This window comes from Arthrobacter sp. B1I2, from assembly GCF_030816485.1.
In the GTDB taxonomy this organism is placed as follows: domain Bacteria; phylum Actinomycetota; class Actinomycetes; order Actinomycetales; family Micrococcaceae; genus Arthrobacter.
In genome coordinates, this window is the sequence record NZ_JAUSYC010000001.1 from 955,883 (window position 1) to 982,317 (window position 26,435).

Consider the following 26,435-nt stretch of genomic DNA (forward strand, 5'->3'; position numbering starts at 1 on the left):
GTCGTCAAATGCTCTTAAGCGCCGCTTCCCTTCGCGCGCACGTCCTTCTCCACCTCAAGGTCTTCAAGCGACGTCCCCTTGGTGTCCGAGGACATCAGGGTGGCCACCGCGGCGATAAGGCAGATCCCCAGGGTGGTCAGGCCGATGGTCAGCGGGACGTTGGTGGAGCCCGGAGGAGCGATCGCCGTGAAGATGCTCGGGAAGAACGATGCGATCATGAGGCCGATGTTCTGCGAGACGGCGAAGCCGGTCACACGGATCCGCATGGGGAACTGCTCCTGGAAGAACGTGGCGAAGGTTGCGTTCCACATCTGGAAGAAGATGCCCTGCACGATCACCACGCAGACGAAGACCAGCGGCAGGCTTCCCTGTTCAATCGCCCACAGGTATCCGCCCACCAGCAGGCCGCCGATGATCCCGCCGGCTGCCATGAGCGCCCGTCGGCCGATCCTGTCGGACAGCGCGCCGAACAGCGGGATGGTGGCCACGGCAGCGATGTTGGCAACGAGTGTCACCCACAGGAACTCGCTGCTGGAGAAACCGTTGCCGTATCCCTTTTGCGTGGCGTAGGAGACGCCGAAGATCAGCGTGGCCATGCCGATGACGTTGGTGAACGTCATAGCAACGCAACGGACCAGGACACCCGGGCGGGTGCGCAGGAGTTCGACGAGCGGAAAGCGCTTGGTTTCGGGCTTGCCTGACTGCGCCACGTAGGTGGGCGGCTCCTGCACCCGCCGGCGGATGAAGTAGCCCGCCAGGATCACGACGGCACTGAGCAGGAACGGGATGCGCCAACCCCAGGAGCCGAACTGGTCCGCCGGGAGGACTGCCGCGAGCGGGAGCAGGACGGCGGTGGCCAGGATGGAGCCCACCTGCGTGCCCTGGAGGCTGAAGCTTGCGAAGAATCCCCGCCTGGCGTCGGGAGAGTGCTCAACGATCATCGCGCTGGCGCCGCCGAGTTCCCCGGCCACGGCAAAGCCCTGGATGAGGCGGAGGACCACCAGGAGGGCTGGGGCGAGGAGGCCGACCTGTCCGTAAGTGGGCAGCAGGCCAACAGCGAAGGTGGCAAAGCCCATGAGCAACATCGCGAAGACGAGGACCTTCTTGCGGCCGTGCCGGTCACCGTAGGCCCCAAGGACGACGGCGCCTACCGGACGGGAGACATATCCGACGGCGTACGTTGCCAGGGAAGCGATAATTCCGACCGTGGGGTTCTCCGACGGAAAGAAGATGGTGGGGAAGATCAGCGTGGCCGCCAGCGAGTACAGCGCAAAGTCATAGTACTCAAGGGCGCTTCCGATCCAGCCGCTCCACGCCGCCTTCCTGGGGTCCCGCAACCCGGTTCCAGCCCCCTGGAGGGTGAGGGGCATGCGCGTCGGGGTGGTGCTCATGTGCTTGTCCTTCGTCTTCATTGGCAAGGAACCTGAACCGCCGGTTTCAGCAAGTGTTCATGGCTGGTGTCTGCGGCCGAAACCGCCGCAGGAGCTGAAGCGTCAGCTCTTGAATCGATTCATTAAATATAGAAGGTGACGCGCGCGACGTCAATGGCAAGCGCTATCCCAGCCCGTGTTGCCTGGCCGGGAGGGGGCATGCTGCTACCGGCTGGCGTAGTAGGCCGCAGCCATGTCCTGCTTGGCCCGCCCCTGGCCTGCCACCCGGTCCAGCCGGGCGGCGGCCGCGGCAGCGCCGTCAAGCTTCAGGCCCTGCCCTGTGGCGGCGTCCACAATGAGATGGGCGTCCTTGCGCGCAGTGTCCACAGCAAAGGAAGCAGGCTCCAGCCCGTCATTCATGATGAGGTCCATCTTGGTGCGCAGGTAGGGCAGGTCGAGGGGGCCGCCGTCCAGCACGCCGAGGAACTGCTGTGGATCGACTCCCAGCGCCTGGGCAAGGGCAACCACTTCGCCGGCGGCGTTGGAGGCTGCAATGACCCAGCTGTTGACCACAAGCTTGAGGCGGGCCGCTGACCCTTTCGAGGGGTCGTCGTCCGTCCAGATGGTGCGGGCGCCAATGGCATCGAGGACCGGCGCCACGCGTTGGCGCACTGCCTCGGGGCCGGCGGCAATCACCAGAAGCTGGCCGGCTTCGGCAGGGGCGCGCGTTCCCGAAACCGGCGCCTCCACCAGTTCCAGGCCAAGCTCGGCGGCCAGAGCTGCCAATGTGGGAACGTCCTGCACGCCCACGGTCGTGGATTGGACCCAGGCCGTGCCGGGCCGGAGGCCAGGAGCTGCGCTCCGCATGACCTGTTCCACCGCGGCGGCGTCGTAGAGCATGGTCAGGACCACGTCCGCCGACTCAACTGCCTGGGAAGGGTCAGCCGCACTCCTGGCACCTTCGGCAACCAACGGTTCCGTTTTGACCCCGTCCCGGTTCCACACAGAAACGTCGTGGCCGGCGCGCAGGAGGTTCCGTGCCATGGCCGCTCCCATGATCCCGGTCCCCAGCACAGCCACTGTGAGTTTGGTATCCATCAGTTCATCTCCCGTTCAAGGTTTGGTTTCCCTCTTTACCTACCCAACGCTGCAAAGATTCTGTAGATTATTCATGCGGAGGGGAGTATCCCCACTTCAGTCCATCGTCAATACGGAGGCCCCAGCGCCTTCCGGTGGGCGGGCCGGCATTCGGCCGGGAGAGACCTCCAGTTGGTAATACTGACTGGAAGCAGGTCCCCTGTGAATGTACCCCTCTGGATGTGGTTCGCCGTCGTCGGATTCATCCTCCTCATGCTTGCCGTGGACCTTGTGGCCCACCGCCGCGCCCATGTGATCTCTGTCCGGGAGGCCGCCGCCTGGTCCGCCGTCTGGGTTGTGTTCGGCGTGGCGTTCGGCGGGCTTGTCTGGTTTATGTACGGCGCGGAATTCGGCCAGCAGTACTTCGCCGGGTACCTGATCGAGAAGTCACTCGCCGTGGACAACGTCTTTGTGTGGGCCATTATTTTCTCGTTCTTCGCCGTTCCCCGCGAGTACCAGCACCGCGTGCTCTTCTTCGGCGTGGTGGGGGCGCTGGTATTCCGGGGCCTGTTCATCGCAGCGGGATCGGCCATCATTGCCAGTGCCGGCTGGGTGCTGTATCTCTTCGCAGCATTCCTGCTCTTCACCGGGTACCGGATGCTCAGGCAGCGAAACGAGCACATCGACCCCGGGAAGTCACGGACCCTGAAACTCTTCCGCCGCCATGTGCCCATGACGGATGCCTTCCACGGCCAGCGGTTCCTTATCCGCAAGGGCGGCGCGCTGCTGGCCACACCGCTGCTGGCGGTCCTGGTGATTGTGGAGGTCACGGACATCGTCTTCGCCGTGGACTCCATCCCGGCGATCTTCGCCGTCACTGACGACGTTTTCCTGGTTTTCACAGCCAACGCATTTGCCATCCTGGGCCTGCGCGCCATGTACTTCCTGCTGGCGGACCTCATCCACCGCTTTGTCTACCTGAAGACCGGCCTGGCCCTGGTGCTGGTGTGGGTCGGCATCAAGATGGCGCTCAAGATCGATGTCTACTACATCCCGACGCCCATCTCCCTGGCCGTCATCACCGCCATCCTGGCCGTCTCCATCCTGGCAAGCCTGGCCGCCAGCCGGGGCCAGCAACGCCACGAGCCGCCGGTGCCGGCCACTCCACCGTTCCGGAACGCCACGGATCAGGAACTCCAGGATCTGGAGCCGCTGTGGCGCAGGGCGGGCAGCAAGGACGGACTGCCGCCCGCCGCAAAGTCTATGAAGTAGGCCTGCCGGGCAGGGAATGACAGCTCCTGCGGAATGTCGGCGCGCCGTCCTAGACTCATACCCATGAGCGACAGCAACCAGGAAACAATCGGCAGCCCGGAACCCGAACCCAATGCAGGCCTCAACAGGGACCCGGAAGACTGGGTTACCGGCGATGAACCCATGACCGCGGCGCAGCGCAGCTACCTCGATACGCTGGCGCGGGAGGCCGGGGAGGAACTTCCCGCAGACCTGAGCAAGGCGGAGGCGTCAAAGCACATCGACCGGCTGCAGCAGCACAGCAACCGCGTGGCCGGCGGCGGGGACAACAGCGCCGGCAGTTAGGCGCCGGCGGAAAGGTGACCTACCAGGCCTGGTGTTCGCGGGTCAGGCCGAAGGGAACCGCGTCGCTGAGGGCCACCGTGAACTTGTCCACGGCGTGCCGGGTAACCAGGATGCCGTGCCGCTTCTCGGCCAGTGCGTGGGCTTTGGCAGCCGTGACGGCAGCATCGAGCTCGCGGTCCATACTCTGGCGGTCGGACACGGTGAGGGTCAGCGGGAAGTTCATGGGTCTAGCCTTAGTGTGTTGGGGGGTAGGGGATCATATCTCATACCTGCGCTCCCCAAGGCTGCAGACGAAGTCGGGCACCTTTGTGCCCAGTTCATAATGCCCGAGTAATGGATCACCAGCAACTTGAAAAATCAAGTAATAAGTCGCCGCAGGTCAAAAGCGTGAAGGGACGAGCACGGTCCAGCAATTACGGGCGCCAAAGCACCGTGAATTAGAGTTGGACGGCAGTGGAAGCTGTTTCCGGACGACTCCAATGCCCCTGAACCAGCCATGCGGCAGAACCCAGCCACCAGCACAAAACCAAACGTGTGCCACGACCTGACAAGGATCCCGCCATTTCCACCGACGCTTTCTTCGGCAATCTGACCAGGATCCGCAACGTCATCCTTCCCACCCCGGTGCGGAACGGGTTGAACACCGGACGCGGCCTGTTGGGCGGCTTCATCGTGGTCCACCTTGTCTTCCTGGTCTTCGCTGCCTCCCTCTCCCTGCGCGGCGAGGCCTTCAGCGACACCTTCATCTACCGTGACTGGGCGATGGCCGGCTTCAACGACGCGAACCTGAGGGGCGGCCCGAGCCCATGGGTGTACCCCATCCTTGCGCTCATCCCCATGGCCGTCGCCGGCCTGGCAGGACCCGGGCCGTTCTTCTTCCTCTGGGTCCTCATGACCACACTCCTCAACGGCTGGGCGCTCCTGAAGCTCACAGAGCGCGGCCGCAACGCCAGCGCCATCCCGGCCGGCTGGTGGTGGCTGGCGTTCACCTTCCTGATGGGCTGGCTGGGCTTCGCCCGCGTGGACGGACTCACCGCCCCGCTGGTCCTCGTGGCCCTGGCCTACGGCGTTAAGCGCCCCTTCATCGCCTCCGTCCTGCTGGCCATCGGCACCTGGGTGAAGGTCTGGCCCGCGGCCATCATGCTGGCCCTCTTCGCCGTCGTGAAGAACCGCCTGCTGGTGGTGCTGGCAGGAATCGCGACGACGGCTGGCGTCGTTGCGCTGGCAGCAGCACTGGGCAGCGTCCCCAAGCTCCTGAACTTCCTCACCCAGCAGGGCGACCGCGGCATGCAGCTCGAAGCCACGTTCACCACCCCCTGGCTCTGGCTCTCCGTCCTGAACGTCGGCGGCTCCCGCATGTACATGAACACGGACATCAATTCGATGCAGGTGGACGGCCCCGGCACTGCCACCATGTCCGTCCTGATGCAGCCCCTCCTGGTCCTGGCCGCACTCCTGGTGGCAGGGCTGACTTTCTGGGCCCTCCACAACGGTAAACAGCACGAGGTGGCCGGTGGCATGGACCGCACCGAACTGCTCCTGGCCGGCGCCCTGACCCTGGCCACCGCATTCGTGGTCTTCAACAAGGTGGGCTCGCCCCAGTTCATGGTGTGGCTGGGCCCCGCCGTCGCCGTCGGCCTGGCGCACAGCTGGCGTGAATGGCGCGTTCCGGCGGCAATGCTGATCGCCATTGCCGTGGGGACCTACTTCATCTATCCCCTCTTCTACGACGCCCTCAGCCACAACAACCCCTGGATGGCCCTGGTACTGACCATCCGCAATGTCCTGCTGGTGGTCCTGTTCCTGTGGAGCGTCCGACGCCTGTACAAACTGGGCAAGAAGACCGCCACCCCCGCCCCCGCGCTCAAGGAGACCTAAGATTTCCACAAGGTTCTTCGACCGCCTGGTGACGGTCCGCACCAAACTGCTCCCGGCAAAAGTGGTGGACTGGTTCGCCCGCCCGTCCAGCGTGTGGTGGGGTTTCGCCGTCGTCCATCTGTACTTCCTGGGGTGGATGGCATCCTTCTTCCTGAACGGGGATACGTTCAGCGACACCGAGCAGTACCGGCAGTGGGCCATGGACGGCTACAACCCGGCGGACCTGACCGGCAAGATCAGCCCCTGGGTCTACCCGGTGCTGGCGCAGATCCCCATCTTCCTCGCCAACATCGCCGGACCCAGCCTCTACCTGCTGGTCTGGTTCCTGATCATCACGGTGCTCAACGCCGTCGGCCTGCTCTACCTCACCCGCGGTCCACGGAAGGTGACGGGCATTGCGCCGGCTTGGTGGTGGCTGTTCTTCACGGTGTTCATGGGCTACCTGAGCTTCGCCCGGGTGGAGGGCATCACGGCGCCGATCGTGCTGATCGCCCTGCTCTACGCCGCCGAACGGCCCGTGGTGGCAGGTGTCCTGCTCAGCATCGCCACCTGGATCAAGGTGTGGCCGGCAGCCGTCCTGGTGCCCATCATCATCGCCAGCCGCAAGCGGATCCAGGTGGTCCTCGCCGGCGCAGCCGTCACCGCCGTGGTGGGCCTGGGCACGTGGCTAACCGGCGGGCTGCCGCACATCATGGACTTCCTCCTGAACCAGGGCGAACGCGGCATGCAGCTTGAGGCCACCTTCTCCACACCCTGGGTCTGGCTGAGCGTTTTCCACATCGCCGGCTCAAAGATGGCAGACAACACGGCCATCAACTCCACCGAGGTCTACGGCCCGGGTGCCGGCACCGCCGCGTTCCTGATGCAGCCGCTGCTGATCCTTGCGGCCATCACCGCGGCCGTCCTGCTGGTGCGCGCCCTGCGTCGCGGCGCCGAACGTGAGGAGCTGTTCCTCGAAGGCGCGCTCATGATGGTCACCGCGTTCATCGTGTTCAACAAGGTGGGCTCCCCGCAGTTCATCATCTGGCTGGCTCCGGTGATCATCGCGGGCCTGGCGCACGACTGGGAGCGCTGGAAGGTCCCGGCCGCCCTGCTGATGGGCATCGCGATGACAACGTTCGTGATCTACCCGCTGTTCTACACACCGCTCATCCATGCCCACCCGGTCATGGCGGCCATCCTCACCACCCGCAACGTGCTCCTGGTGGTGCTGCTCTGGTGGTCCGTGAAGCGCACCGCCGAGCTGGGACGCAGGACTTCGGCGCAGGTGCCGGCCGGAGCCTGACCGGTTCCGCGGCTAGCGGCTTTCGGACTGGTCGGCGGCGGCGCGCCGGGCAGCAGCCTGGCGCGCGGCCCTGCGCTCCACCGCCCACTGCCAGGCACGCCGGGCCAGGTCCAGCGGCCTGCCTTCGATGAGCAGCTTGCGCGTGTGCACGTCCAGGACCAGCAGGTAGAACGTGAACGCCAGGGCGGTGAAGAACGCCAGGGAGGAGGCGTCGATGGGCAGTTCCACGAAGGACCAGACCGAGAGCTGATCCTGGGCGCCAAACACCACAAAGAACGTCACGCCCACGTACAGTGACCGGATCTGCCAGTCATCGCGGATCCCGGTAACGGCCAGGAACGGCAGGAACCACAGGATGTACCAGGGCTGGATGATAGGTGAAAGCATCACGACGGCGGTGAACGCCAGCGCCATCCGGCGCACCGCGCGCGAGTAGTCGCCGCGGAACATCAGCAGCAGGACCAGTGCGATCGCGGCCCACTTCATGGCGGTCCGCAGCCAGGTGGCGAGCGTGCCGCCGGGCAGCCCAAGCGCGTTGGCGAGCATTTCCACCTGCTGGCCCAGGAAACCCGACGGTGAGTAGCCGGTATAGCCAGGGGTGGGGTCCATGATGGCCCAGGTCCAGCCGATGCCCAGGTTGTAGGGGATGCCGCTGAGGGCCAGAACGCCGAGACTGATCCCCGCCGTCGCAGCCCACATCAGTAACTTGCGCGGCCACGAGGCGGAGTAGCCAGCCCACATGAGGCCCACGAACGGCAGCAGCAGCACGGTGATCGGCTTGATGCCGATGGACGCGGTCACCAGCAGGATCCCCAGGATGTAACGTCGCGTGGCGGCGAGGTAGACGCCGGCGACGGCGAGGCCCACCATGAGGGCGTCGTTGTGGGCGCTGGCGATGAAACTGATGAGGAACAGCGGGTTGGCCACGGAGATCCAGAGCGCGCGCGCACCGTTGATGCCGTGCAGTTCGGCGAGCCTGGGCACGTAGACCACGCAGAGCAGCACGCCGACGCCGGCCAGGAGGCGGAAGAGCAGCACGGACGCGTCGGGCTGGGCGCCGGTCACTCCCACCACCGCGCGCGCCAGCCACAGGAAATACGGTCCGTAGGGCGTCCGGTTTTCCGCCCAGGCGGGATCGGCACCCAGGGCGAACCAGTTGTTGAGGGTGGAAATGCCCACCTCATACGGGTTCTGGCCCTCCTGGACCAGCCGGCCCTGGCCGGTGTACGCGTAGACGTCGCGGGAGAAGACCGGGACACAGAACAGCAGCGGCAGCGACCATGCGGAAATGGCCACCACCACGGACCGCAGCGACGATTGTCCCCAGTCCCCCAGCCGCTGGCCCAACCGGAGCCAGGAGCGCATCAGGAGCATGGCACCGGCCGTCAGCAGCACGGTGGACACCGCCACGCCCCAGCCTTCGGTGCGGAGTGCAATCACCACCGGCTGCCTGATCATGGGCGAGCCGTTGGCGATCCAGCCCGTCCCAATGGAGCCGATGAACATCATGAGGGCGCCAATGAAACCTTCAAGGGTTGCCAGGTAGGCACGGCCCTTGGCGGGCGCGGAAACTCCGGCCGGTGTACCCGGCCGGCTCTCCGACATCCTGAGGTGTGACCCGCCTGCCGTCATGATGTGTGGTCCCCTACCTTGTTACGGCACTGCTCGCCCCAGCTTGAAAAGGCCGCCCTGCAACCGGGCCATTTTATCAGCCGTGCTTACTGCCGCCCTTGGGCCAGGGCCGGACGGTACGGCACAGTTTGGCAACGGGACCGGCCGGCTACTGGGCGCGCAGCAGCGCCAGGAACTCGTCGGCCATGGCGAGTTGTTCCTCCAGCTTGGCCCGGCGCCTCGCTGCCTCTTCAATGAATTCGTTCAATTCGGACCTGATGCCGCTATCCTCCTGGCCCGGCCGGGTGGCCTCCAGCGCGTCGATGACCCGCAGGAGCCCGGACATTGCTTCGAGCGTGAACCCCAGCGGCTTCATCCTTCGGATCAACAGCAGGCGCGTGAAGTCGCGTTCGGTGTACAGGCGGAATCCGCCTTCGGTCCGGCCGGACGGTTTGAGCAGGCCCACCTCGTCATAGTGGCGGATGGTCCGCAGGGACATCTGCGAACGGTTTGCCAGCTCCCCGATATGCATCGTCGCCACCACTTCTTCAGCGGTCATCTCTTTCACCATTACGTCACCAATCCAGCTCAACCCTCACGTTAGGGTAATGTTGCATGCGCAGCCGAAAGTCACCGGCGCATTCCCTTTCCACCCATTGTCTTCCATGGCTTGGCTGGAGCCGTGCGCATCGTGGCGCGCAGAAACGTTGCCCACTGCTCTCCCGGGAGAGCCAATCCCCTGGAGCCGCCCCTTGGCCGTAGCCCGCCGAACCCGCCCTGTCAGGCAACCGATCACGGTTCTTACCGCCCTGCGCTCTCCGCGCCAGCTGTCCCGCGAGGTCCTGGCCGGCATGGTCACCACCCTGGCCCTGGTCCCGGAAGTCATTTCGTTCTCAATTGTCGCCGGGGTGGATCCCATGGTGAGTCTTGTCGCCTCCATCGTCCTTGCCCTGGCCATGTCGGTCCTTGGCGGACGGCCCGGCGTCGTGACTGCCGCAGCCGGTTCCGTCGCCCTGGTGATCGCCCCGCTGGTTCATGAGCACGGCGTCCAGTACGTCCTGCCGGCCGTGCTCCTTGCCGGTGTGATCCAGGTGGTTTTTGGCCTGGCCGGCCTTGCCCGCCTGATGCGCTTCATCCCGCGATCGGTGATGATCGGGTTCGTCAACGCTTTGGGTGTGCTGATTTTCATGGCGCAGGTGCCCCATGTCCTCAATGTCCCGTGGCTCGCCTACGTGCTGTTCGCCCTGACGTTCGCGATTATTTTCGTCCTTCCCCGCTTCACCAAGGTGGTTCCGTCGCCGCTGGTTGCCATCGTCGTCGTCACGGCGATTGTCATCATCGCCGGCCTCGCCGTTCCGGACGTGGCGGGCGAGGGCCCCCTCACGGGCAAGCTGCCGGGGACCACCCCGTTCCTTTTTCCGCTTGACCTTGCCACCTTCCAGCTGGTTTTGCCCACCGCGCTGAGTGTGGCGTTCGTGGGCCTCATGGAAACCCTGCTCACGGCGAAACTCGTCGATGACATCACGGACACGCCTTCTCACAAGGGCCGTGAGTCCTGGGCCCTGGGTGTGTCGAACATCCTTGCCGGTTTCTATGGCGGCATTGCCGGATGCGCGATGATCGGCCAGACGGTCCTCAACGTGAAGACCGGCCAGGCCCGCACCCGCATTTCGACGTTCGTGACCGGGCTGTTCCTGCTGGCCCTGGTGACCGGGCTCAGCCCGATCATGGGACAGATCCCCATGGTGGCCCTCGCCGCGGTCATGATGGTGGTCGCCGTCAGCACCGTGGACTGGCACAGCGTCAAACCGTCCACCCTGAGGAGGATGCCCATACCGGAGACGATCGTCATGGGTGTCACTGTCGCCGTCGTGGTCCTGACGGGGAACCTCGCGTATGGGGTCCTGGTGGGCGTCATCCTGGCGATGGTGCTGTTCGCGCGCCGGGTGGCCCACGTCATCACTGTTGAGCGGACCGTGGCAGGCGACGGCGAAAGCGTTCGCTACCAAGTGGTGGGCCCGCTGTTCTTCGGGAGCAGCAATGACCTCGTGGAGCACTTCGCCTACGCCGACGACCCCGCCTTGGTGACCATCGATCTCAGCCGTGCCCAGATCTGGGATGCCTCAACCGTCGCCGCCCTGGACTCGATCGAAACGAAGTACGCGGACCACGGCGCCACGGTAGCGATCGAAGGCCTCGATGAGCGCAGCACCGGTTTCCACCGCCGCCTCACCGGGCATCTGGGCGCCTGACGGCCCGTAGCCGCGTCCCGCACGGCAGAAGCGGGGCCGCGCAACGTGAACTGGTCAAACGTGCGGCCCCGCCTCTTCCCGGCACAGCTTCCCGTACAGCCTAGGAAAAGCGGCCCGGCCGGAAGGTGCCCAGCAAGGGGTGCTTCCTGCCGGTCAGGATCTCACCGGCGAGAAGTTCGCCGGCGATGAGTCCCAGCGTGGCGCCGGAGTGGGTGAAGGCAACGAAGCAGCCGGGCACCTGGCCCAATTCGCCCAGGACCGGCTCGCCGTCACCGGGAATGGGCTTGTAGCCCATCTTCCAGGAGGCGGGCTTGAGTTCCGGGTTGCCGGCAATCAGCTTGGACGCCTCATCGGCCAGTTCCTGCACCACCTCGTCCGGGACGCTGAAGGAGCCGTCCGCGTGCTCCGTGATCTGTTCTTCGTACCAGTCGTGGTCCAGCGCGAACGTTCCGCCGGGGTTGGGCCGCAGGGCTGCGCGGGGGGTGTTCATCACGGCTGCCACGTCGTGCTGCACCTGCTTGGTCACCACCAGCATGGACACGGGAGAGCCATTGGGGATATGCACCCCCAGGGGTTCGACGACGGCGGGCGTCGCTGCGCCGCAGGCCACCAGTACGGCGTCGGCGGGGTACGTCCCGCCCGCCGAGGTCTCAACACCTGTGGTGCGGCCGCCCTCCACCATGACGGAGGCTTTGCCGGCGTTCAGCACCAGTTCGCCGCCGCGGGCGTGGAACTCCTCCATGAGGAAGTCGATCAGGTCCGGCAGGCTGACCCAGCCTTCGCCGGGGTTGAAGATGGCGTTTTCCGGCACGGCGCCCGCGTCGATTCCAGGGGTCGCGGAGGCGATTTCGGCCGGGGCAAGCAGCTTGGAGTCGTAGCCGATGGACTTTTCGTAGGCGTGCCGGGCCTCGGTCGCCTCCCACTGCCCTTCGGCGTTCCACATCAGGCCGCCGCCAAACTGCAGCCATTCCCGGCTAGGATCCGCGGCGAAGAGCGTCCGGTAGCGGTCCACGCCGGCAAGCCGCAGCTGGTGGTACGGGGTGGACCGTTCGCCGGCGGAGTTGAGCCAGGACAGCGAGCGGCCGCTGGCTTCGCTTGCCAGGCCGCGCTCGGTCAGCAGGATCACCGAGGCACCTTCGCGGAGCAGGTGCACCGCGGTGGAGACGCCGAGGATACCGCCGCCGATGACGGCGACGCGCTTGGTGGCTGTTGCAGAGGACATGGTGTCCCTTTCTATGAAGTTCATGGTTGTGGAAGACGCGAACGATGCGCCGGGGAGGAGGATCTGGCGGGAAGTCAGGCCAGGGCGTGAATGCCCTCGATGACTTTCAGTACGTCAAGCGATTCGGCGGCATCGACAGGCAGCGGCCCGTTCCCGCGCAGGGCGGTGGCCAGCTGCACATAGAACTGCGGGTAGGCGCCGCGCTCGGCAGGAACGGAAGCCGTTGCCCCGTCCACGCCCAGGAGCCCCCAACGCTCCTGGAGTTCCACGCCGTAAGCAGGGTCCGACGGCGGCATTCCGCCAGCGAGCGCCGGTTCCTGTCCGTCCAGGCCCCACTTGGTATAGCCGGACTGGGAGCCGAGGATGTGGAACCGGGCCCCTGCCTGCGCAGCCATGCCGTTCATCCAGAGCCGCGTGCGGACTCCCGAGGTATGCAGCAGTGACACGAAGGCCTCCGTGTCGGCGGCGTCGGGATGTGCCCCGCGGTTGGCGGTTTCGCCATAGGTGCGCTCCACGGGTCCGAACAGCTGGATGGCCTGGTCGATCAGGTGGGCTCCGAGGTCATGCAGGATGCCGCCGCCATCGGCCAGGGAGACCGTGTCCCGCCAGTTTCCGAAACCTTCGGGCCGCCACCATTCGAACCGCGATTCGAAGCTGCTGACCTGCCCCAGGGCACCGGACGCCAGGACCTTCTTGAGCGTGAGGAAGTCCGCATCCCACCGGCGGTTCTGGAACACCGTCAGCTGCACCCCGGCGTCGGCCGCCCTGCTGATCAGTTCCTCGCCCAACGCGGACGTCGGCACGAAGGGCTTGTCCACCACCACGTGCAGGCCGTGGGCGATCGCCGTTGCCGCCAGCCCGTAGTGTGTGTGCGGCGGTGTACCCAGGACAACCAAATCCAGGTCCGCCGCGCGGGCGAACAGTTCCTCCGGTGTCCCCACGATCCGTGCCTGCGGGTAGAGGCGGGCCGCCTCCGCCGCACGCTCCGGCTGGGATGTGACGATCACGTCCAGCGAGTAATCAGGATCCGCAGCGATCAGCGGGGCGTGGAACACCTTCCCGGAGATTCCATAGCCGACGACGGCGGTCCGGATGGGTGCTGCCGCGGGCTTTGCCGTTGGGTCAGCACCCATCAGAGCACCTCCGAGAGGAAGCGCTGGAGGCGTTCGCTGCGGGGGTTGTCGAAGAGTTGGGCTGGTGTGCCTGCTTCGACGACTTCGCCTTCGTCCATGAAGACCACCTGGTCGGCGACTTTGCGGGCGAAGCCCATTTCGTGGGTGACCACGAGCATGGTCATGCCGCGGCGGCCCAGGCCGGCCATCAGGTTCAGGACGCCTTTGACCAGTTCGGGGTCGAGGGCGCTGGTGGCCTCGTCGAAGAGCATCACTTCCGGTTCCATGGCCAGGGCCCTGGCGATGGCGACGCGTTGCTGCTGGCCGCCGGAGAGGTCCCGGGGGCGGTGGTCGGCCCGTTCGGCGAGGCCAACTTCGGCGAGCCGGCGGCGCGCGAGTTCCATGGCACGCGCCTTGGGCATTCCCTTGACGCTCCAGAGGGCCAGCGCCACGTTTTCCTCGGCAGTATGGTCCGGAAAGAGGTTGAAGTGCTGGAAGACCATGCCGATGCGGGTGCGCAGGGTGTCCGGGTTGGCCGCCAGGATGCTGTCGCCGGCCAGCAGCACGTCACCGCTCTTGGGTTCGTGGAGCCGGTTGACGCCACGGAGCAGGGTGGACTTGCCGGAGCCCGAGGGCCCGATGATGCACGTGGTGGTGCCCGGGGCCACGGTGAGGCTGACGTTGCGCAGTACCTCGATGTCCCCGTACGCCATGGTGAGGTTCCGCAGCTCCAGGCTGGAGCCATGGAATGTCGGGGCGTCCGTGGTGGCGTGCGCGCCCGCGCGGGCGGCGGTGTTGTTGGTGGTGGGGGTAGGGGTGTTCATGTGTTGCTCCCGGTGGTGAGCGGCGAGGCCGCGTCGAGTTCCGTGACTTCCTTCAGGCCGCTGGTGGGCGGTGCTGCACGGCGGCGGCCGGTGCGGAACTTGTTGTCGAAGTAGTTGACCAGGTGCGTCAGCGGAACGGTGATCACCAGGTAGAAGAAGCCGGCGGCCACCAGCGGCGAGAGGTTGCCGGACAGGACGGCGGCATCCTGGCCCACGCGGAAGAGTTCGCGTTCGGTGACCAGCAGGCCCAGGAAATACACCAGGGAGGAGTCCTTCACAATGGCGATGAACTGGTTCACCAGTGCCGGAAGCACCCGGCGGACGCCCTGCGGCACCACCACCAGGGCCATGGACTTGGCATAGCTCATGCCCAGGGCACGGCAGGCCTCGCCCTGGCCTTTGTCCACGCTCAGGATGCCGGCGCGGAAGATCTCCCCGATGTAGGCGCTGGCGATCAGGCTCAGCGCGATGATGCCCAACGGGTAGGGCGAGGGGCCGAAGACCGACTGGCTGAGGCGGGCAAAACCCTGGCCGATCAGCAGGATGGTGAGGATGGCAGGCAGGCCCCGGAAGAGGTCCGTGTAGATCCGGGCAGGTACCCGCAGCCATTTGGACGGTGAGATGCCCATGACGGCCACCACCATGCCCAGGACCGTGCCAAGGACGGTGGCGGCAATGGAGATGATCAGCGTGTTCAGCAGGCCGACCGCCAGGAGTTGGGGCAGGACCTCGGCCATTGCGCCGAAGTCGAGAAAGGTTCGGATGATGGTGTTGAGCCAGTCCATGGTTGCTCTCAGACGTAGATTGTGTGGAGGTTCCGGACGGGCCGCGCGCTGCGGCCCGTCCGGTCAGGCGGCTGAAGGCTTGTTTGCTGGACGCTTACTTGCCTTCGCCTACTTGCCTGGGCTTACTTGCTGGGCGCCGGCGACGCGGTCTGCTCGGCCTTGGGCAGGTACTGCTCCGGCATCGGGGAGCCCGGGAACCACTTCTGGTAGAGCTTCTTCCAGGTTCCGTCCTCCATGGCTGCGGCGAGCCCCTTGTTCAGGGCCTCCTTGAACGCCGTCTTGCCCTTGGCCACCGCGAACCCGGCCGGGGCGTCGAAGGAGGGGATGTCCGCGGCGCTGACCAGGCCGTGTTGCTCCTGGTAGGCCTTGGCGGCCTCGTAGTCCAGGAAGTGGGCGTCCACGCTACCGCTGTTCACCGCGGCGATGGCGGTGTTGTTGTCCGGGAAGCGGACCAGGTTGGCCGAGGTGAAGTTCTTCACCGCATAGGCCTCCTGGAGGGTTCCCTGGACCACGCCCAGCCGTTTTCCAGCCAGGCCGTCGGTACCGGTGATGCCCGAGGTTTTGGTGGTGATGACGGTCAGGTAGCCGGCAAGGTAGCCGTCGGAGAAGTCCACGGTCTCCTTGCGCTTGTCCGTGATGCCAATGGCGGCCACACCGGCGTCGAACTGGCCGTTGGCCACCGCGGAAAGAAGCCCGGAGAAGTCCTGTCCGGTGAAGACCACGTTGTCCACACCGGCCCGGTGGGCTACGTCCTTGAAGAGTTCCACGTCGAAACCGGTGAAGTTACCGGAGGCGTCGGCAAAAGTGTACGGCTTGGAGTCACCCAGGCTGGCCACGCGGACGGTGCCGGGCTGGATCAGGCCGTACGGGTTGTTCTCCGTGGTGGAGGCAGGCGAGGTGGAGCTGCAGCCCGAGAGTGCCAGGACTCCCGCGAGTGCTGCCGCGGCAATGCCGGCCGGGCGGAATTTCATCTTTTTCACAGCGTTGTCCAATCGTTGGTGGGAAGGCGGTGCTGTCAGGGCCGCCGAAGAAAGTCGCCGATGCTCTTGTTGAGTCCGGTCTCACACCCTAGGATTGAGACCGGACTCACATCGATTGATAGAAATGTAGCCGAAGTCACAAGGGGCGTCAATACCCCGTCGAAAGGTGAAGATGAACGGTGAAGGAGCACGACGGCGGGACGTAACCGTTGCCGACGTAGCAAAGGCGGCCCAGGTTTCCAAGGCCCAGGCCGCACGTGCACTGGGAAATTACGGGGCCGTCAGCGACGAAGTGCGCGAGCGCGTCCTGGCCGCTGCCGAGACATTGTCCTACCGCCCCAACGAGCTTGCCCGCAGCATGAACACCGGGAAATCCCACACCATTGGCGTGGTGGTGGGCGACATCGAAAACCCGCACTTCGGGCTGGCCACGCGGGGCATCACGGACACCGCCAAGAAGGCCGGCTACAACGTCATCCTGGTCAATACGGACGAGGACCGCGCGGCGGAAGTGGACGCCGTCCGGGTCCTGCTGGACAAGCGTGTGGACGGCCTCATTGTGGCTCCGGCGTCCTCTGTGGACACCGAACACCTGCAGGAGGTGCACCGCTCCGGGCGCCCCCTGGTTTTCATCGACCGCACCGCCGGGGACCTGCAGGTGGAGACCATGGCCGTGGACATGGCACGGATTTCCCTGGAAGCCACGCAGTACCTGCTCGACGCCGGGCACCGCCGCATCGCCTTCATCTCCACACTGAGGACTGACGTGCCCTACACCCCCGGTATGACGCTTGAGTCATCGCAGATTGCGGACCGTCTCGAGGGGATGCGGCAGGCATTCACGGCGGCAGGGCTGCCTTTTCCGGAGGACCTGGTCCGCCTGAATGCCGGCGACGCCGACTCCATCCGCAGCATCACGCGGGAGGTGCTCCGGGGCCCGGACCAGGCCACTGCGGTGGTTGCCTCCGACGGCCTGATCGCCCTCGGTGTGGTGGAAGCCATCCAGGAACTGGGCCTCTCCATTCCGGCCGATGTTTCATTCCTGATGTACGACGACTTCGCCTGGACCCGGCTCACCACCCCGCCCCTGACCGTCATCGCCCAGCCCGTGTACAACATGGGTGTGGCAGCGGCCAAGGCGCTCATCCGCCAGATGGAGGGCCTGCCGCCCGCCGCCCCGGCCCAGTTCACGGCCACCCTGGTGCGCCGCGGGTCAGTAGGCGCGCGGCGAACGGGCCAGGAGCCGACGCAGGAGGAGTTGGCGGCCACGCTCAACTGACTGCCGGAATTCACTGCGAAGCGTCAAAACCCGCCAGCAGGCGCCGTTTGGGATGCGCCGAGGTCCAGAGTGGGTAGTCGTTACTTTCCGCCCGGAAAGGTCAGCCGCGGCGGGCGGGCTTGTCAAAGCGCCACCCCTCTGACCTCAGCTCGGGAATAATCTGGTCAACAGCTTCAATGGTCTGGGCCCTGTCTCCACCGCCGTCATGCATCAACACGACGCCTCCGGGCGTAATGCCTTCCCTCAGGCGCCGAACCAGCTCCGCCGTTCCCGGCGGTTCCCAGTCTCCAATGGCGGTGGCCCAACCCAGGGGCTGCATTCCCATGTCCGCCGCCACTTGCGGTGTCTGGCCCCAGCTTCCATAGGGCGCCCGGAAGTAGTTGATCTCGGCCTCCGGAACCGCCTCACGGATCGCGGCGCTCGTCTCTTCAAGATCAGCCCTGATGGCGTCGGAACTCCAGTTGCCCATGTCGTCGTGGTGCATGGTGTGGTTGCACAGCAGGTGTCCCGCGTCCGCGATTTGGCGAACGATCTCCGGATATTGTTTTACGTGGTCCCCCCAAAGACAGAAGGTTGCCTTCACGTGATGCTTCTTGAGAACGGCCAGCAATGTTGGCGTGTTGACGGGGTCGGGGCCGTCGTCAAAGGTCAGGCTGACGTATTTGCCCTCATGTCGGGTGGAATCAACAATCTCGGTGGTCGCTTGGTCGGCCCGGGCAGGCGCCGCGCCGGCAAGGCTCGCGGGGATGACTGCGCCGAACGCCAACATGGTGGCAGATATGGGCAATACCGCCGTGCGCACAACTGCCGGGCGTCGTATTGGGAATTTCATCGCTGCCTCACTGAAGTCGCTGAAGTTCCGGAAGTTTCCGGAATTGGCCCAGCGTAGAGCGGCCTCCGCTGCCACGTCAAGAGTGCGCAGCGGGTGGATCAGGCCCCATGGGGTGCAGCGGTGCTTTCGCGCACCACCAGCCTCGTGGAGAGTTCCACGCGGGGGCTTTCCACGACTTCGCCCTGGAGCATCCTGAGCACAGTGCGTGCGGCCAGCTTTCCCATCTCGGCCAAGGGCTGGCGCACGGTGGTGAGGGGAGGAGAGGCCCACCGGGCCTCGGGAAGGTCGTCAAAGCCCACCACGCTGATGTCCTCGGGAACCCGAAGGCCCTTCTTGCGGACCGCCTCGTACACTCCGAGCGCCATCTGGTCACTGGCGGCAAAGACGGCGGTGGGGGGTTCGGGCAGTTCCAGCAGCTTCCATCCCGCCCGGAACCCTGACTGGTAGTCGAAGTCGCCCTCAATGGCCAGGCTGGCATCGAAGGGGATTCCCGCAGCGTCAAGACCGGCCCGGTAGCCGTCCAAACGTGCCCGGCTGCACCACAGGCCCGGCGTGCCCGCAACAAAGCCGATCCTGCGGTGTCCGATTCCGGTGAGGTGTTCCGTTGCCCCGACCGCACCGGTCCAGTTCGTGGCGCCGATGGTGGGGACGTCAAGATCCGGCACGCCGGCAGGATCGACGACGACGGCGGGAACCTGGAGGCGCTGCAGCTCGGCACGCAGGGACGAGTCGAGGTCGGTGGTTACCAGGATGGCCCCGTCGCTCGCCCTGGCGCTGACATTGTCCAGCCACTGGCGGGTGGACGCCGGGTTGGTCCCGCGATGGATTGCCGAAACCACGGTTGACGCGCCGGCTTCATTCGCCGCCTCCTCAACCCCCCGGATGATCTCCACGGCCCAAGGGCTGTCCAGGTCATTGAAGACCAGGTCAATGAGGCCGGAACGGCCTTCCGGGCGGACTCCTCGCCGCTGGTAGCCGTGGTCCCGGAGCAGGGTTTCAACGCGCTCACGGGTTCGCGGCGCAACATCCGAACGGCCGTTAAGGACGCGGGAAACAGTGGGCACTGACACGCCCGCTTCGGCGGCAATGGCCGAAATCGTCACTGCCGGGCGCTGGGCTTCCTGCACGCATTCCTCCTGGTCCGCTGCAAGTATAGGCCTTGTCCGGCCGGCAAAGCTGGACACTTTCTCTGAAAACCCTTGACGTTCTCTCCGGAATGTTCCTACGCTTCAACCGATACCTTCCGGAAATTTCCGGAAGGTATCGGTCAGCGCATCGCTGCTGCCATACCCCGTACCTCAAAGGAGAGCTCTTGATGAAGGTTGCAAAACTTGTCGCCGGCGCATTGTTGGCGTCGACGTTCGTCCTCCCGACTGCACTGCCTGCTTCCGCAGGCGGGAACGAAAACCAGCAGCCCCCAGGCCTTGCAAAGCAGGACACCCTGCGGTGGGCGGCACCAAAGGGCTTCCGGATCGGCACCGCAGTTGCCGGCGGCGGACATCATGAGAACATGCCTTACCCCAACCCCTTCACCTATGACCAGCAATACCGTGAGGTCTTGGCCGCGGAATTCAGCTCCGTCTCCCCCGAAAACCAGGCCAAGTGGGAATTCATCCATCCGCAGCGGGACCAGTACCGCTTCACCGAGATGGACGCCATCGTCGAGTTCGCCCAACAGCACGGCCAGGTTGTGCGCGGCCACACGCTGTTCTGGCACAGCCAGAACCCCGCCTGGCTGGAGCAGGGCAACTTCAGCAAGGACGAACTCCGTTCCATCCTGAAGGACCACATCAGTACCGTTGTTGGACGGTACGCAGGCAAGATCCAGCAGTGGGATGTAGCCAATGAGATTTTCAACGGAGACGGCACCCTCAGGACCACGGACAACATCTGGATCCGGGAACTTGGCCCGGAGATCATCGCCGACGCCTTCCGCTGGGCGCACGAAGCGGATCCGAACGCCAAGCTCTTCTTTAATGATTACGGCGTGGAAAGCGTCAACGCGAAGAGCAACGCCTATCTTTCGCTCATTCCGCAGCTTCGGGCCGCAGGCGTCCAGGTGGACGGCTTCGCGGTGCAGGGGCACCTCAGCACACGCTACGGTTTCCCCGGAGACCTGCAGGCCAACCTCCAGCGCTTCAACGATCTGGGACTGGAAACATCCATCACCGAGATCGACGTACGGATGGACGTTCCGGCGGGAACCAAGCCCACCGCGGCACAGCTGGAGAAGCAGGCCAGCTACTACCAGCGGGCCCTCGAAGCATGCCTGAACGTCGAGGACTGCAAGTCGTTCACCATCTGGGGCTTTAACGACAAATACTCCTGGGTCCCGGTGTTCTTCCCCAAGGAAGGTGAGGCTACCGTGATGTGGGAGGACTACACCCGCAAGCCGTCGTACTACGCACTGCAGTCCACCCTCTTGAAGGCAAACCCCGGCGGAGAGCAGCGCGACAGCCACCACCCCGCGTACCAGCAGTAGCGAATTCCGAGCACTGACAAAGCGGCCCGGCGCCGAAAGGCTCCGGGCCGCTTTGCTGCGGCTGACCTGCACTCACCTGCCGTTATTGAGGCTGACCTGACGGTCCAGGATTGACACAGACCCACTCGCCGAGCGCCAAGCGATTCTAGACGGTATCCGAGCCGGCGATCACGCAACTACTCCCCCATCTCCCGGGAACCTCTTGAAGGTGTTGGCACGCTCCGTTCCAGGTAACTGAACAAGGCCCTGATCCCGAAAGTCCACGGCTCCATGTCTTCGGTCTTGTGAGTCCGGTTGACCAGGGCCCCGAGCAGCGGGCTGCTGATGGTGACGACGTCGCCGGGCTTGTGGGTGAAGCCAAGGCCTTCGGCGTCGCGGTCCTGGTTCGGAGCGAACAACGTGCCGGTGAAGAGGCCGAAGCCGTCGGGGTACTGGTGGTGGCGGCCGCGGGCGGCACCGATGAGCTCCTCGAAAGGACGGCTGATGCGCGCCAGGCTGTTGCGGCCCTCCAGCCGGTAGCCGTCCGTTCCTTCCACGGTGAGGGTGATTTCCTCCGTCCGCAGGGACTCCAGCGAGAAATCCTGGTGGAAGAGCCGAATGAACGGGCCGATCGCGCAGGATGCGTTATTGTCCTTGGCCATGCCCAGGAGGAGTGCGCTGCGGCCCTCCACGTCCCGGAGGTTTACGTCGTTTCCCAGGGTTGCACCCCGAACCTTCCCGGCAGAGTCGGCAATGAGGACGAGTTCAGGCTCGGGGTTGTTCCAGGAGGAGAAGCCCGGGATGCCCACGGGCGAGCCAAAACCCACGGAGGACAGAACCGGGGCTTTGGTGAACACTTCGGGGTCGGGGCCCAGGCCCACCTCGAGGTACTGGGACCACATCCCCTGCGCCGACAACACCTTCTTAACCTCCCGCGCCTCCTCCGACCCGGGTCGCAGGCTCTCCAGGCTTCCCCCAAGAGCCCCGGCAACGGTCCTGCGGACTTCAGCCGCCCGGTTGAAATCACCGCCGCACCGTTCCTCGATGACCCGCTCGATCATGCTCTCCACGAACGTCACTCCGCAGGCTTTGATCACCTGGAGGTCCACCGGAGACAGCAGGCGTGGACGGCTCCGGTCATCCTCCAAGGAGGCTTCGAACAGGTCGGCGAGCTCCCAGCGCGGGGCGCCGGTCGTCTGTAGAACGAGATCCACGGGGTTGGGGTGATCCATGAGCTCGGCAACAGTTCTGACGTCGGGGGTGAGATCGAGAACCTCTTCACCCCGGACACAGACCACCCTTGGGCCTTGGGAAACAGGGTCCCACACGCGGCCCACAAAAACCCCAGCTCCCTGGTCTGCCGGAAGGATGTGCTGTGGGCGCATGCTGCTCATGGGTTGTCCTCATTCTCGGTTTCTGATTCCCAGACACCATCAACCCGCCGTCGGATCCCCCAGGGGTTGTCATCACGAAGGGGTTCGGGCAATTGCGACGGTGGGAAGGAGTCATAGGCGACGGGACGCATAAAGCGGCCAATCGCTGCGGTTCCAACGGATGTCGTGGTGGCGGTTGTAGCGGGGTAAGGTCCACCGTGGTTTTGCGCATACGTTACGGTTACCCCGGTGGGCCACCCGTTCCAGAGCAAACGCCCGGCGCGCTCCTGCAGCTCCGTCAACAGCTCCGCCACATCTTCGTCAGGGTCTGCCTGCACCGTGGCCGTCAGCTGTCCCTCCAACAGGCGGGCGAGCGCCGGCAAGTCTGCGCCTGGCGGATACCCGACCACAAGCGTTGCCGGTCCGAACATCTCCTGTTCCAGGATTTCCGGGCGTTGCCAAACTTCATCAGCAGTGGCGAACAGCACCGTCGGCCGGGGCGCCGCCGAATCGTCCCCTGGCACTATGACTTCAACTCCGGGCGTTGACCGTACGGAATTCAACGCCTTGTCGAATTCCTCCCGCAGCTTCGGGCTAAGTAGGAGGCTTGCTGGCTTGGGGCCAGTTCCTTGCGGAGGATCCCGCTTACCTCTTCGAGGTCGTCGACCGGGGCGAACAATAGTCCTGGTTTCGTGCAGAACTGGCCCATCCCCGTGCTGAAGGAGTCGGCATAGCCGGCCAAAATGTCCTCACGCCTGGCACTCCACGCTCGCTCGGTGACAAAGACAGGGTTGATGCTGCCCAGTTCGCCATAAAAGGGGATGGGAGCGGGGCGCCGGGATGCCCGATCGAAGAGTGTCCTCCCGCCGGCCGTGGATCCCGTAAAGCCGATGGCCTTGACCAATGGATGGTCCACCAGCTGTTCAGCGGCCTCCCGGCCGACAACCGTCGAGAAAAGGCCGTCGGGAGCACCGGCCTGTGCCAGGGCTTCCTGTACCACCTCACCGGTACGTGTGCCCAGGTGAAGGTGTCCCCCGTGGATCTTATGCACCACTGCACATCCCGCCGCCAGGGCAGATGCAGTGTCGCCACCCATTACGCTGAATGCAAACGGGAAGTTTGAGGCGCCGAAAACACCTACGACCCCCAGCGGTACGGAAACCCGCCGAATATCCGGCCTCGGACCCATCCCCCACGCGGGATCGGCGTGGTCAATAGTCGCGCCCAGGTGTTCCCCGCGAACGATTTCCGCTATGAACAGCCGGAGCTGAAAGACGGATCGTCGCAGCTCAAAACGAAGCCGCGCCTCCTCCAGATGTGTTTCCTCATGCCCCAGTGCCACCAACTCGTCAGCGTGGGTGCTCAAAGCGGACGCCACCGCCTCCAGCCAACGCGCGCGCGCCCGAGGCTCAAGGCCCCTGGCGCGCTCATACGCTTTATGGGCGGCAACTATCCGGTTTTCTGTCTCTTCGCGTGACGTAATCATCGCTAATTCCTTTCGGGCCGCGGACCATTGGCTTACTCCCATACATTGCTGGGCAGGAGGCAGGGGTGCCGGGGGCCCTGGCTCCCCTGTCTCCTCCTCTCAGATGGCCGGCGTGCGCTCGAGGTTGAAGTAGGAGCGGGCGTCCGGCGGGCGGATATCGGCGACGGCATCAGTGAAGATGCGCATTGGGTGTGGCGTGTACGGGTGCTCTGCTATGGCCTCGAAGTCGAGTTCGATCCCCAGGCCAACCCCCTCCGGGATGAGGATGTCACCCTCGTCGGTCAGTTGCAGGCGCTCATTCGAGATCTCGCTCCGCCAAGGCACATCCGTCGCCATGATTTCCAGGTACCGGAAGTTCGGCAGCATGGCGCCCAACTGCAAGGTTGCGGCGGTACTGAGCGGACCGCTGGGGTTGTGGGGTGCGAACGGAATGTAATGGGCCGCCGCGAGTGTGGAAATGAATGCGAGCTCCAGCAAGCCGCCGGCATGAGTGACGTCGGGCTGGATGTAGTCCACTGCCTTCCGGGCGAGGGCGGGAACGAAGGTGTTCCGTCCCATCCACCGTTCACCGGCGGCGATCGGAACTGGAGATTTCGAGCGTATCTCCAGGAGGGAATCAATTCCGTCGGGAGGGCAGGGTTCCTCAAAAAACACCGGCTGGAACTGCTCGATTTCACGCGCCACCCGGATGGCTGTCGGGACATCGAACCGGCCGTGTCCTTCAATAAAGAGCTCAACATCATCGCCCACCGCCTCCCGCACAGCCGCTACGGGTTCAAGCATTCGCCGCAGGTCCCGCGCCTGCAGGGTGAGGTCCGCGGCCTCGAACGGGTCCCATTTGAGTCCCCGGAAGCCTTGGGCAACTGTGTGTACGGCTGCATCGGCAAACTCTTCAGGCGTTTTGGCACCTGAAAACCAGCCATTGGCGTATGCCCGGACCCTGTCACGGACTTGTCCGCCCAGCATTCGGTGGACAGGAACCTCCAAGGCACGGGCCGAGACATCCCACATGGCCATTTCAAGGGCACTGAGAGCGGTCATTGACACAGGACCACCGCGCCAGTAGGCATCACGGTTCAGCTCGTAGATCGTTTGGCTGATCCTTGTTGGGTCCTTGCCGCGGACAGCGTCGGCGAGCACGGCAACGGCTCCCCGGACTGCATGCTCCTGGCCTTCGAGAGTTGCTTCAGCGATGCCGGTGAGACCAGAGTCCGTGCTCAGCCGAACGAAGATGAGGTTTGTTCTGTAAAAGTCGACGACAACAGTGTCGAGGTTGGTGATTTTCATATTCGGAAGTCTCATCCCTTAACAGCGCCGGCGGTCATCCCGCTGACGACATATCGTTGTGCGAACAGGTAGAAGGCGACGGCCGGCAGCGTGAACAAGAGACCGACGGCCATGATGCTTTGAATTGATGTGTCCTGCTCGCCGATAAAACCCGCCACCCCCACTGAGGCGGGCTGCAGGGGCTTGTCGAACACGAACGTGACAGCAAAGACGTACTCGTTCCAGGCGCTGAAGAAGGCAATCACCGCCGCGGCCGCGATAGCTGGCGCGATCAGTGGCAGGATGATGCGGGCGAGGACGGTAGGCGGGCGGCTCCCGTCAACGCGGGCGGCTTCGTCGAGATCGCGTGGAACGCCGTCTATCGCGCCCTTCAGGATCAAAGAGACCACCGGAAGGGCAAATGCGGTATCGGCGAGGATCAGTCCGTGCAGCGAATTCAGCAGGTCGAAGCGGCGGAACATGGCGAAAAGCGGAACCACCAGCAGTGCTTCAGGAAGCATTTGTGTAAACAGCAGCGCAAGGCCAACAGCGGCCTTGCCGCGAAAGGTGAACCTGGACAGGGCGTAACCGAGCGGGATACCCAGACCGATCGACAGAACCGTTGTTCCGGCGGCGACAATCAAGCTGTTGAGCAGCCAAGTGACTACCTGGCCGTCGGCCAAGGCCGCTGCGAAGACGCCGAAACGGGAAAAGTTGGGGAGTATGTTCACCGATGAGGACGAAAAAAGCTCCTCATCCGATGACAGGGCAGTCACGAACATCCAGTAGACGGGGAAGATCGCGAGTCCGAGGACGACGAGAACGGCGATTGTACGGCCAGCCACTCCAAGACGTATGCGGTGCATCATGCCTCCTTCGCGGCCGCGTTGGCCACCAGTCGACCGCCGATGATGACAATCATGGCGATGACGACGCCCACCATGCCGATGGCCGCCGCTGTCCCCAGTTGCTTCGACTCAAACGCTTGGGCGTACAGATCGATTACGAGTGTTCGCGTGGAACCAAGGGGCCCGCCACGGGTCATCAGCCAGATCAGCTCGAACCGACGCAGCGACCAGATGGTCATGAGTACGGCAACCAAGCCGATTGTCGGTTTCAGGACCTGCCAGGTGACAACGCGGAAGGTCATCCAGCGTCCGGCACCGTCCACCTGCGCGGCTTCGACCAACTCCTGGGGAACGCCCTGCAGGGCAGAGAGGAGGACGACCGCTACGAACGGCACCAACTGCCAAATTGTGGTGACCAGAATCGCCCCAAGCGCCAGCTGGGGGTTGTTGAGGACACCATTCGGACCGGGGTCGATCCCCATTCCGCGCAGCGTGCGTGTGAGGATCCCAAACTGGGGGTTGAACATCCAAGTCGCAATGAGTGCAACTGCAATCCCCGGCGCTGCCCAGGGCACGGTTACGAGCGAACGCGCAACCGCGCGGCCCGGGAACCGCCCGTTCAGCAGCAGGGCCACAAGCAGGCCCAAACCCACGGAACCTACGACGCAGGCTGCGACGTAGATAACCGTGGTGAGCAGCGTTTGCCGGAATGAAGGGTTCGCCAGGACGGACTGGAAGTTCGCCATCCCAACCCAGACATTGAGGTTTGGGTTGAGCAGGGTTGTTTTGGTGAAGCTGAGCCAGACCTCCTGCAGGAGCGGGACCAGCTGGAAAACCACTATGTAGAGGGCGGCAGGAGCAAGGAAAAGGTAGGGAGTCCACCGGCTGCCTGCAGGGC

Annotated in this window: 25 protein-coding genes; 7 read left to right on the top strand and 18 right to left on the bottom strand. The window is 64.7% G+C overall.

The features are described 5' to 3' along the window. Window positions 1-14 precede the first annotated feature (14 nt). Window positions 15-1,391 (bottom strand): MFS transporter, encoded by a 1,377-nt coding sequence (locus QFZ57_RS04475; RefSeq protein ID WP_306898293.1) that lies wholly within the window; start codon window positions 1,389-1,391, stop codon window positions 15-17. Window positions 1,392-1,595: 204 nt separating this feature from the next. Continuing rightward, entirely contained in the window at window positions 1,596-2,468 is an 873-nt protein-coding gene (locus QFZ57_RS04480; RefSeq protein WP_306898295.1) for an NAD(P)-dependent oxidoreductase, read from the bottom strand. 201 nt (window positions 2,469-2,669) lie between these two features. Between QFZ57_RS04480 and QFZ57_RS04485 the strand changes: the two genes are divergently transcribed. Together QFZ57_RS04485 and QFZ57_RS04490 are read left to right on the top strand one after the other, a co-directional pair. Then, a complete protein-coding gene (locus QFZ57_RS04485; protein WP_306898298.1) occupies window positions 2,670-3,719 on the top strand; it encodes a TerC family protein in 1,050 nt (349 codons plus the stop codon). Between the two features lie 63 nt (window positions 3,720-3,782). Continuing rightward, on the top strand, window positions 3,783-4,043 hold the full coding sequence (locus QFZ57_RS04490) for a DUF3072 domain-containing protein (RefSeq protein ID WP_306629248.1): 261 nt from the start codon (window positions 3,783-3,785) through the stop codon (window positions 4,041-4,043). A 19-nt stretch (window positions 4,044-4,062) separates the two neighbouring features. Here QFZ57_RS04490 and QFZ57_RS04495 read toward each other — a convergent pair whose 3' ends face one another. After that, window positions 4,063-4,266, bottom strand: a complete 204-nt coding sequence (locus QFZ57_RS04495; RefSeq protein WP_306629249.1) for a hypothetical protein — start codon at window positions 4,264-4,266, stop codon at window positions 4,063-4,065. Between the two features lie 311 nt (window positions 4,267-4,577). On the opposite strand from QFZ57_RS04495, the gene QFZ57_RS04500 reads away from it, so the two are divergent. Then, window positions 4,578-5,921, top strand: a complete 1,344-nt coding sequence (locus QFZ57_RS04500; protein WP_306898302.1) for a glycosyltransferase family 87 protein — start codon at window positions 4,578-4,580, stop codon at window positions 5,919-5,921. Between the two features lie 28 nt (window positions 5,922-5,949). Further along, window positions 5,950-7,206, top strand: coding sequence for a glycosyltransferase 87 family protein (locus QFZ57_RS04505; protein ID WP_306898303.1), 1,257 nt, complete (start codon window positions 5,950-5,952; stop codon window positions 7,204-7,206). 12 nt (window positions 7,207-7,218) lie between these two features. On the opposite strand, the gene mptB is transcribed toward QFZ57_RS04505, so the two are convergent. After that, complete coding sequence (mptB, locus tag QFZ57_RS04510; RefSeq protein ID WP_306898305.1) at window positions 7,219-8,838, bottom strand: polyprenol phosphomannose-dependent alpha 1,6 mannosyltransferase MptB; 1,620 nt, start codon at window positions 8,836-8,838, stop codon at window positions 7,219-7,221. A gap of 148 nt (window positions 8,839-8,986) precedes the next feature. Next, complete coding sequence (locus QFZ57_RS04515) at window positions 8,987-9,376, bottom strand: MerR family transcriptional regulator (protein ID WP_373461180.1); 390 nt, start codon at window positions 9,374-9,376, stop codon at window positions 8,987-8,989. 106 nt (window positions 9,377-9,482) lie between these two features. On the opposite strand from QFZ57_RS04515, the gene QFZ57_RS04520 reads away from it, so the two are divergent. Next, window positions 9,483-11,069 carry a SulP family inorganic anion transporter gene (locus QFZ57_RS04520; protein ID WP_373461181.1) on the top strand — a complete coding sequence of 529 codons (1,587 nt, stop codon included), beginning with the start codon at window positions 9,483-9,485 and terminating at the stop codon, window positions 11,067-11,069. A 100-nt stretch (window positions 11,070-11,169) separates the two neighbouring features. On the opposite strand, the gene QFZ57_RS04525 is transcribed toward QFZ57_RS04520, so the two are convergent. The 5 genes from QFZ57_RS04525 to QFZ57_RS04545 all read right to left on the bottom strand — a co-directional run bounded on the left by QFZ57_RS04525 (window position 11,170) and on the right by QFZ57_RS04545 (window position 15,983). Further along, complete coding sequence (locus tag QFZ57_RS04525) at window positions 11,170-12,291, bottom strand: NAD(P)/FAD-dependent oxidoreductase (protein ID WP_306898309.1); 1,122 nt, start codon at window positions 12,289-12,291, stop codon at window positions 11,170-11,172. A gap of 74 nt (window positions 12,292-12,365) precedes the next feature. Then, window positions 12,366-13,424: a Gfo/Idh/MocA family protein gene (locus QFZ57_RS04530; protein ID WP_306898312.1), complete on the bottom strand. Its 1,059-nt coding sequence runs from the start codon at window positions 13,422-13,424 to the stop codon at window positions 12,366-12,368. Continuing rightward, a complete protein-coding gene (locus QFZ57_RS04535) occupies window positions 13,424-14,227 on the bottom strand; it encodes an amino acid ABC transporter ATP-binding protein (RefSeq protein WP_306898314.1) in 804 nt (267 codons plus the stop codon). The genes QFZ57_RS04530 and QFZ57_RS04535 overlap by 1 nt, the downstream gene beginning before the upstream one ends. Continuing rightward, on the bottom strand, window positions 14,224-15,012 hold the full coding sequence (locus QFZ57_RS04540) for an amino acid ABC transporter permease (RefSeq protein ID WP_306629258.1): 789 nt from the start codon (window positions 15,010-15,012) through the stop codon (window positions 14,224-14,226). The genes QFZ57_RS04535 and QFZ57_RS04540 overlap by 4 nt, the downstream gene beginning before the upstream one ends. Before the next feature lie 122 nt (window positions 15,013-15,134). Continuing rightward, entirely contained in the window at window positions 15,135-15,983 is an 849-nt protein-coding gene (locus tag QFZ57_RS04545; RefSeq protein WP_306632427.1) for an ABC transporter substrate-binding protein, read from the bottom strand. 181 nt (window positions 15,984-16,164) lie between these two features. Here QFZ57_RS04545 and QFZ57_RS04550 point away from each other — a divergent pair, with 181 nt between their 5' ends. Then, window positions 16,165-17,271: a LacI family DNA-binding transcriptional regulator gene (locus QFZ57_RS04550; protein ID WP_306629259.1), complete on the top strand. Its 1,107-nt coding sequence runs from the start codon at window positions 16,165-16,167 to the stop codon at window positions 17,269-17,271. 100 nt (window positions 17,272-17,371) lie between these two features. Here the strand turns inward: QFZ57_RS04550 and QFZ57_RS04555 are convergent, their stop codons facing one another. Beyond that, a complete protein-coding gene (locus QFZ57_RS04555) occupies window positions 17,372-18,103 on the bottom strand; it encodes a polysaccharide deacetylase family protein (protein WP_306898318.1) in 732 nt (243 codons plus the stop codon). A gap of 98 nt (window positions 18,104-18,201) precedes the next feature. Then, window positions 18,202-19,230 (bottom strand): LacI family DNA-binding transcriptional regulator, encoded by a 1,029-nt coding sequence (locus QFZ57_RS04560; RefSeq protein ID WP_306898320.1) that lies wholly within the window; start codon window positions 19,228-19,230, stop codon window positions 18,202-18,204. 188 nt (window positions 19,231-19,418) lie between these two features. On the opposite strand from QFZ57_RS04560, the gene QFZ57_RS04565 reads away from it, so the two are divergent. Then, a complete protein-coding gene (locus QFZ57_RS04565) occupies window positions 19,419-20,585 on the top strand; it encodes an endo-1,4-beta-xylanase (protein WP_306898322.1) in 1,167 nt (388 codons plus the stop codon). 176 nt (window positions 20,586-20,761) lie between these two features. Here QFZ57_RS04565 and QFZ57_RS04570 read toward each other — a convergent pair whose 3' ends face one another. From QFZ57_RS04570 to QFZ57_RS04595, 6 genes are all read right to left on the bottom strand, one after another. After that, on the bottom strand, window positions 20,762-21,958 hold the full coding sequence (locus QFZ57_RS04570) for a fumarylacetoacetate hydrolase family protein (RefSeq protein WP_306898325.1): 1,197 nt from the start codon (window positions 21,956-21,958) through the stop codon (window positions 20,762-20,764). Continuing rightward, the gene (locus QFZ57_RS04575; protein ID WP_306898327.1) at window positions 21,955-22,425 is read right to left on the bottom strand and encodes a hypothetical protein; all 471 of its coding nucleotides are present in this window, start codon (window positions 22,423-22,425) and stop codon (window positions 21,955-21,957) included. Before QFZ57_RS04575 ends, QFZ57_RS04570 begins: the two co-directional genes overlap by 4 nt. Window positions 22,426-22,496: 71 nt before the next feature. Next, complete coding sequence (locus QFZ57_RS04580) at window positions 22,497-23,423, bottom strand: aldehyde dehydrogenase family protein (protein WP_306898328.1); 927 nt, start codon at window positions 23,421-23,423, stop codon at window positions 22,497-22,499. Window positions 23,424-23,522: 99 nt separating this feature from the next. Then, window positions 23,523-24,710: a mandelate racemase/muconate lactonizing enzyme family protein gene (locus QFZ57_RS04585; protein ID WP_306629266.1), complete on the bottom strand. Its 1,188-nt coding sequence runs from the start codon at window positions 24,708-24,710 to the stop codon at window positions 23,523-23,525. A gap of 11 nt (window positions 24,711-24,721) precedes the next feature. Beyond that, on the bottom strand, window positions 24,722-25,558 hold the full coding sequence (locus tag QFZ57_RS04590; RefSeq protein ID WP_306629267.1) for a carbohydrate ABC transporter permease: 837 nt from the start codon (window positions 25,556-25,558) through the stop codon (window positions 24,722-24,724). Next, the gene (locus QFZ57_RS04595) at window positions 25,555-26,376 is read right to left on the bottom strand and encodes a carbohydrate ABC transporter permease (RefSeq protein ID WP_306629268.1); all 822 of its coding nucleotides are present in this window, start codon (window positions 26,374-26,376) and stop codon (window positions 25,555-25,557) included. Before QFZ57_RS04595 ends, QFZ57_RS04590 begins: the two co-directional genes overlap by 4 nt. Between the last annotated feature and the right edge of the window lie 59 nt (window positions 26,377-26,435).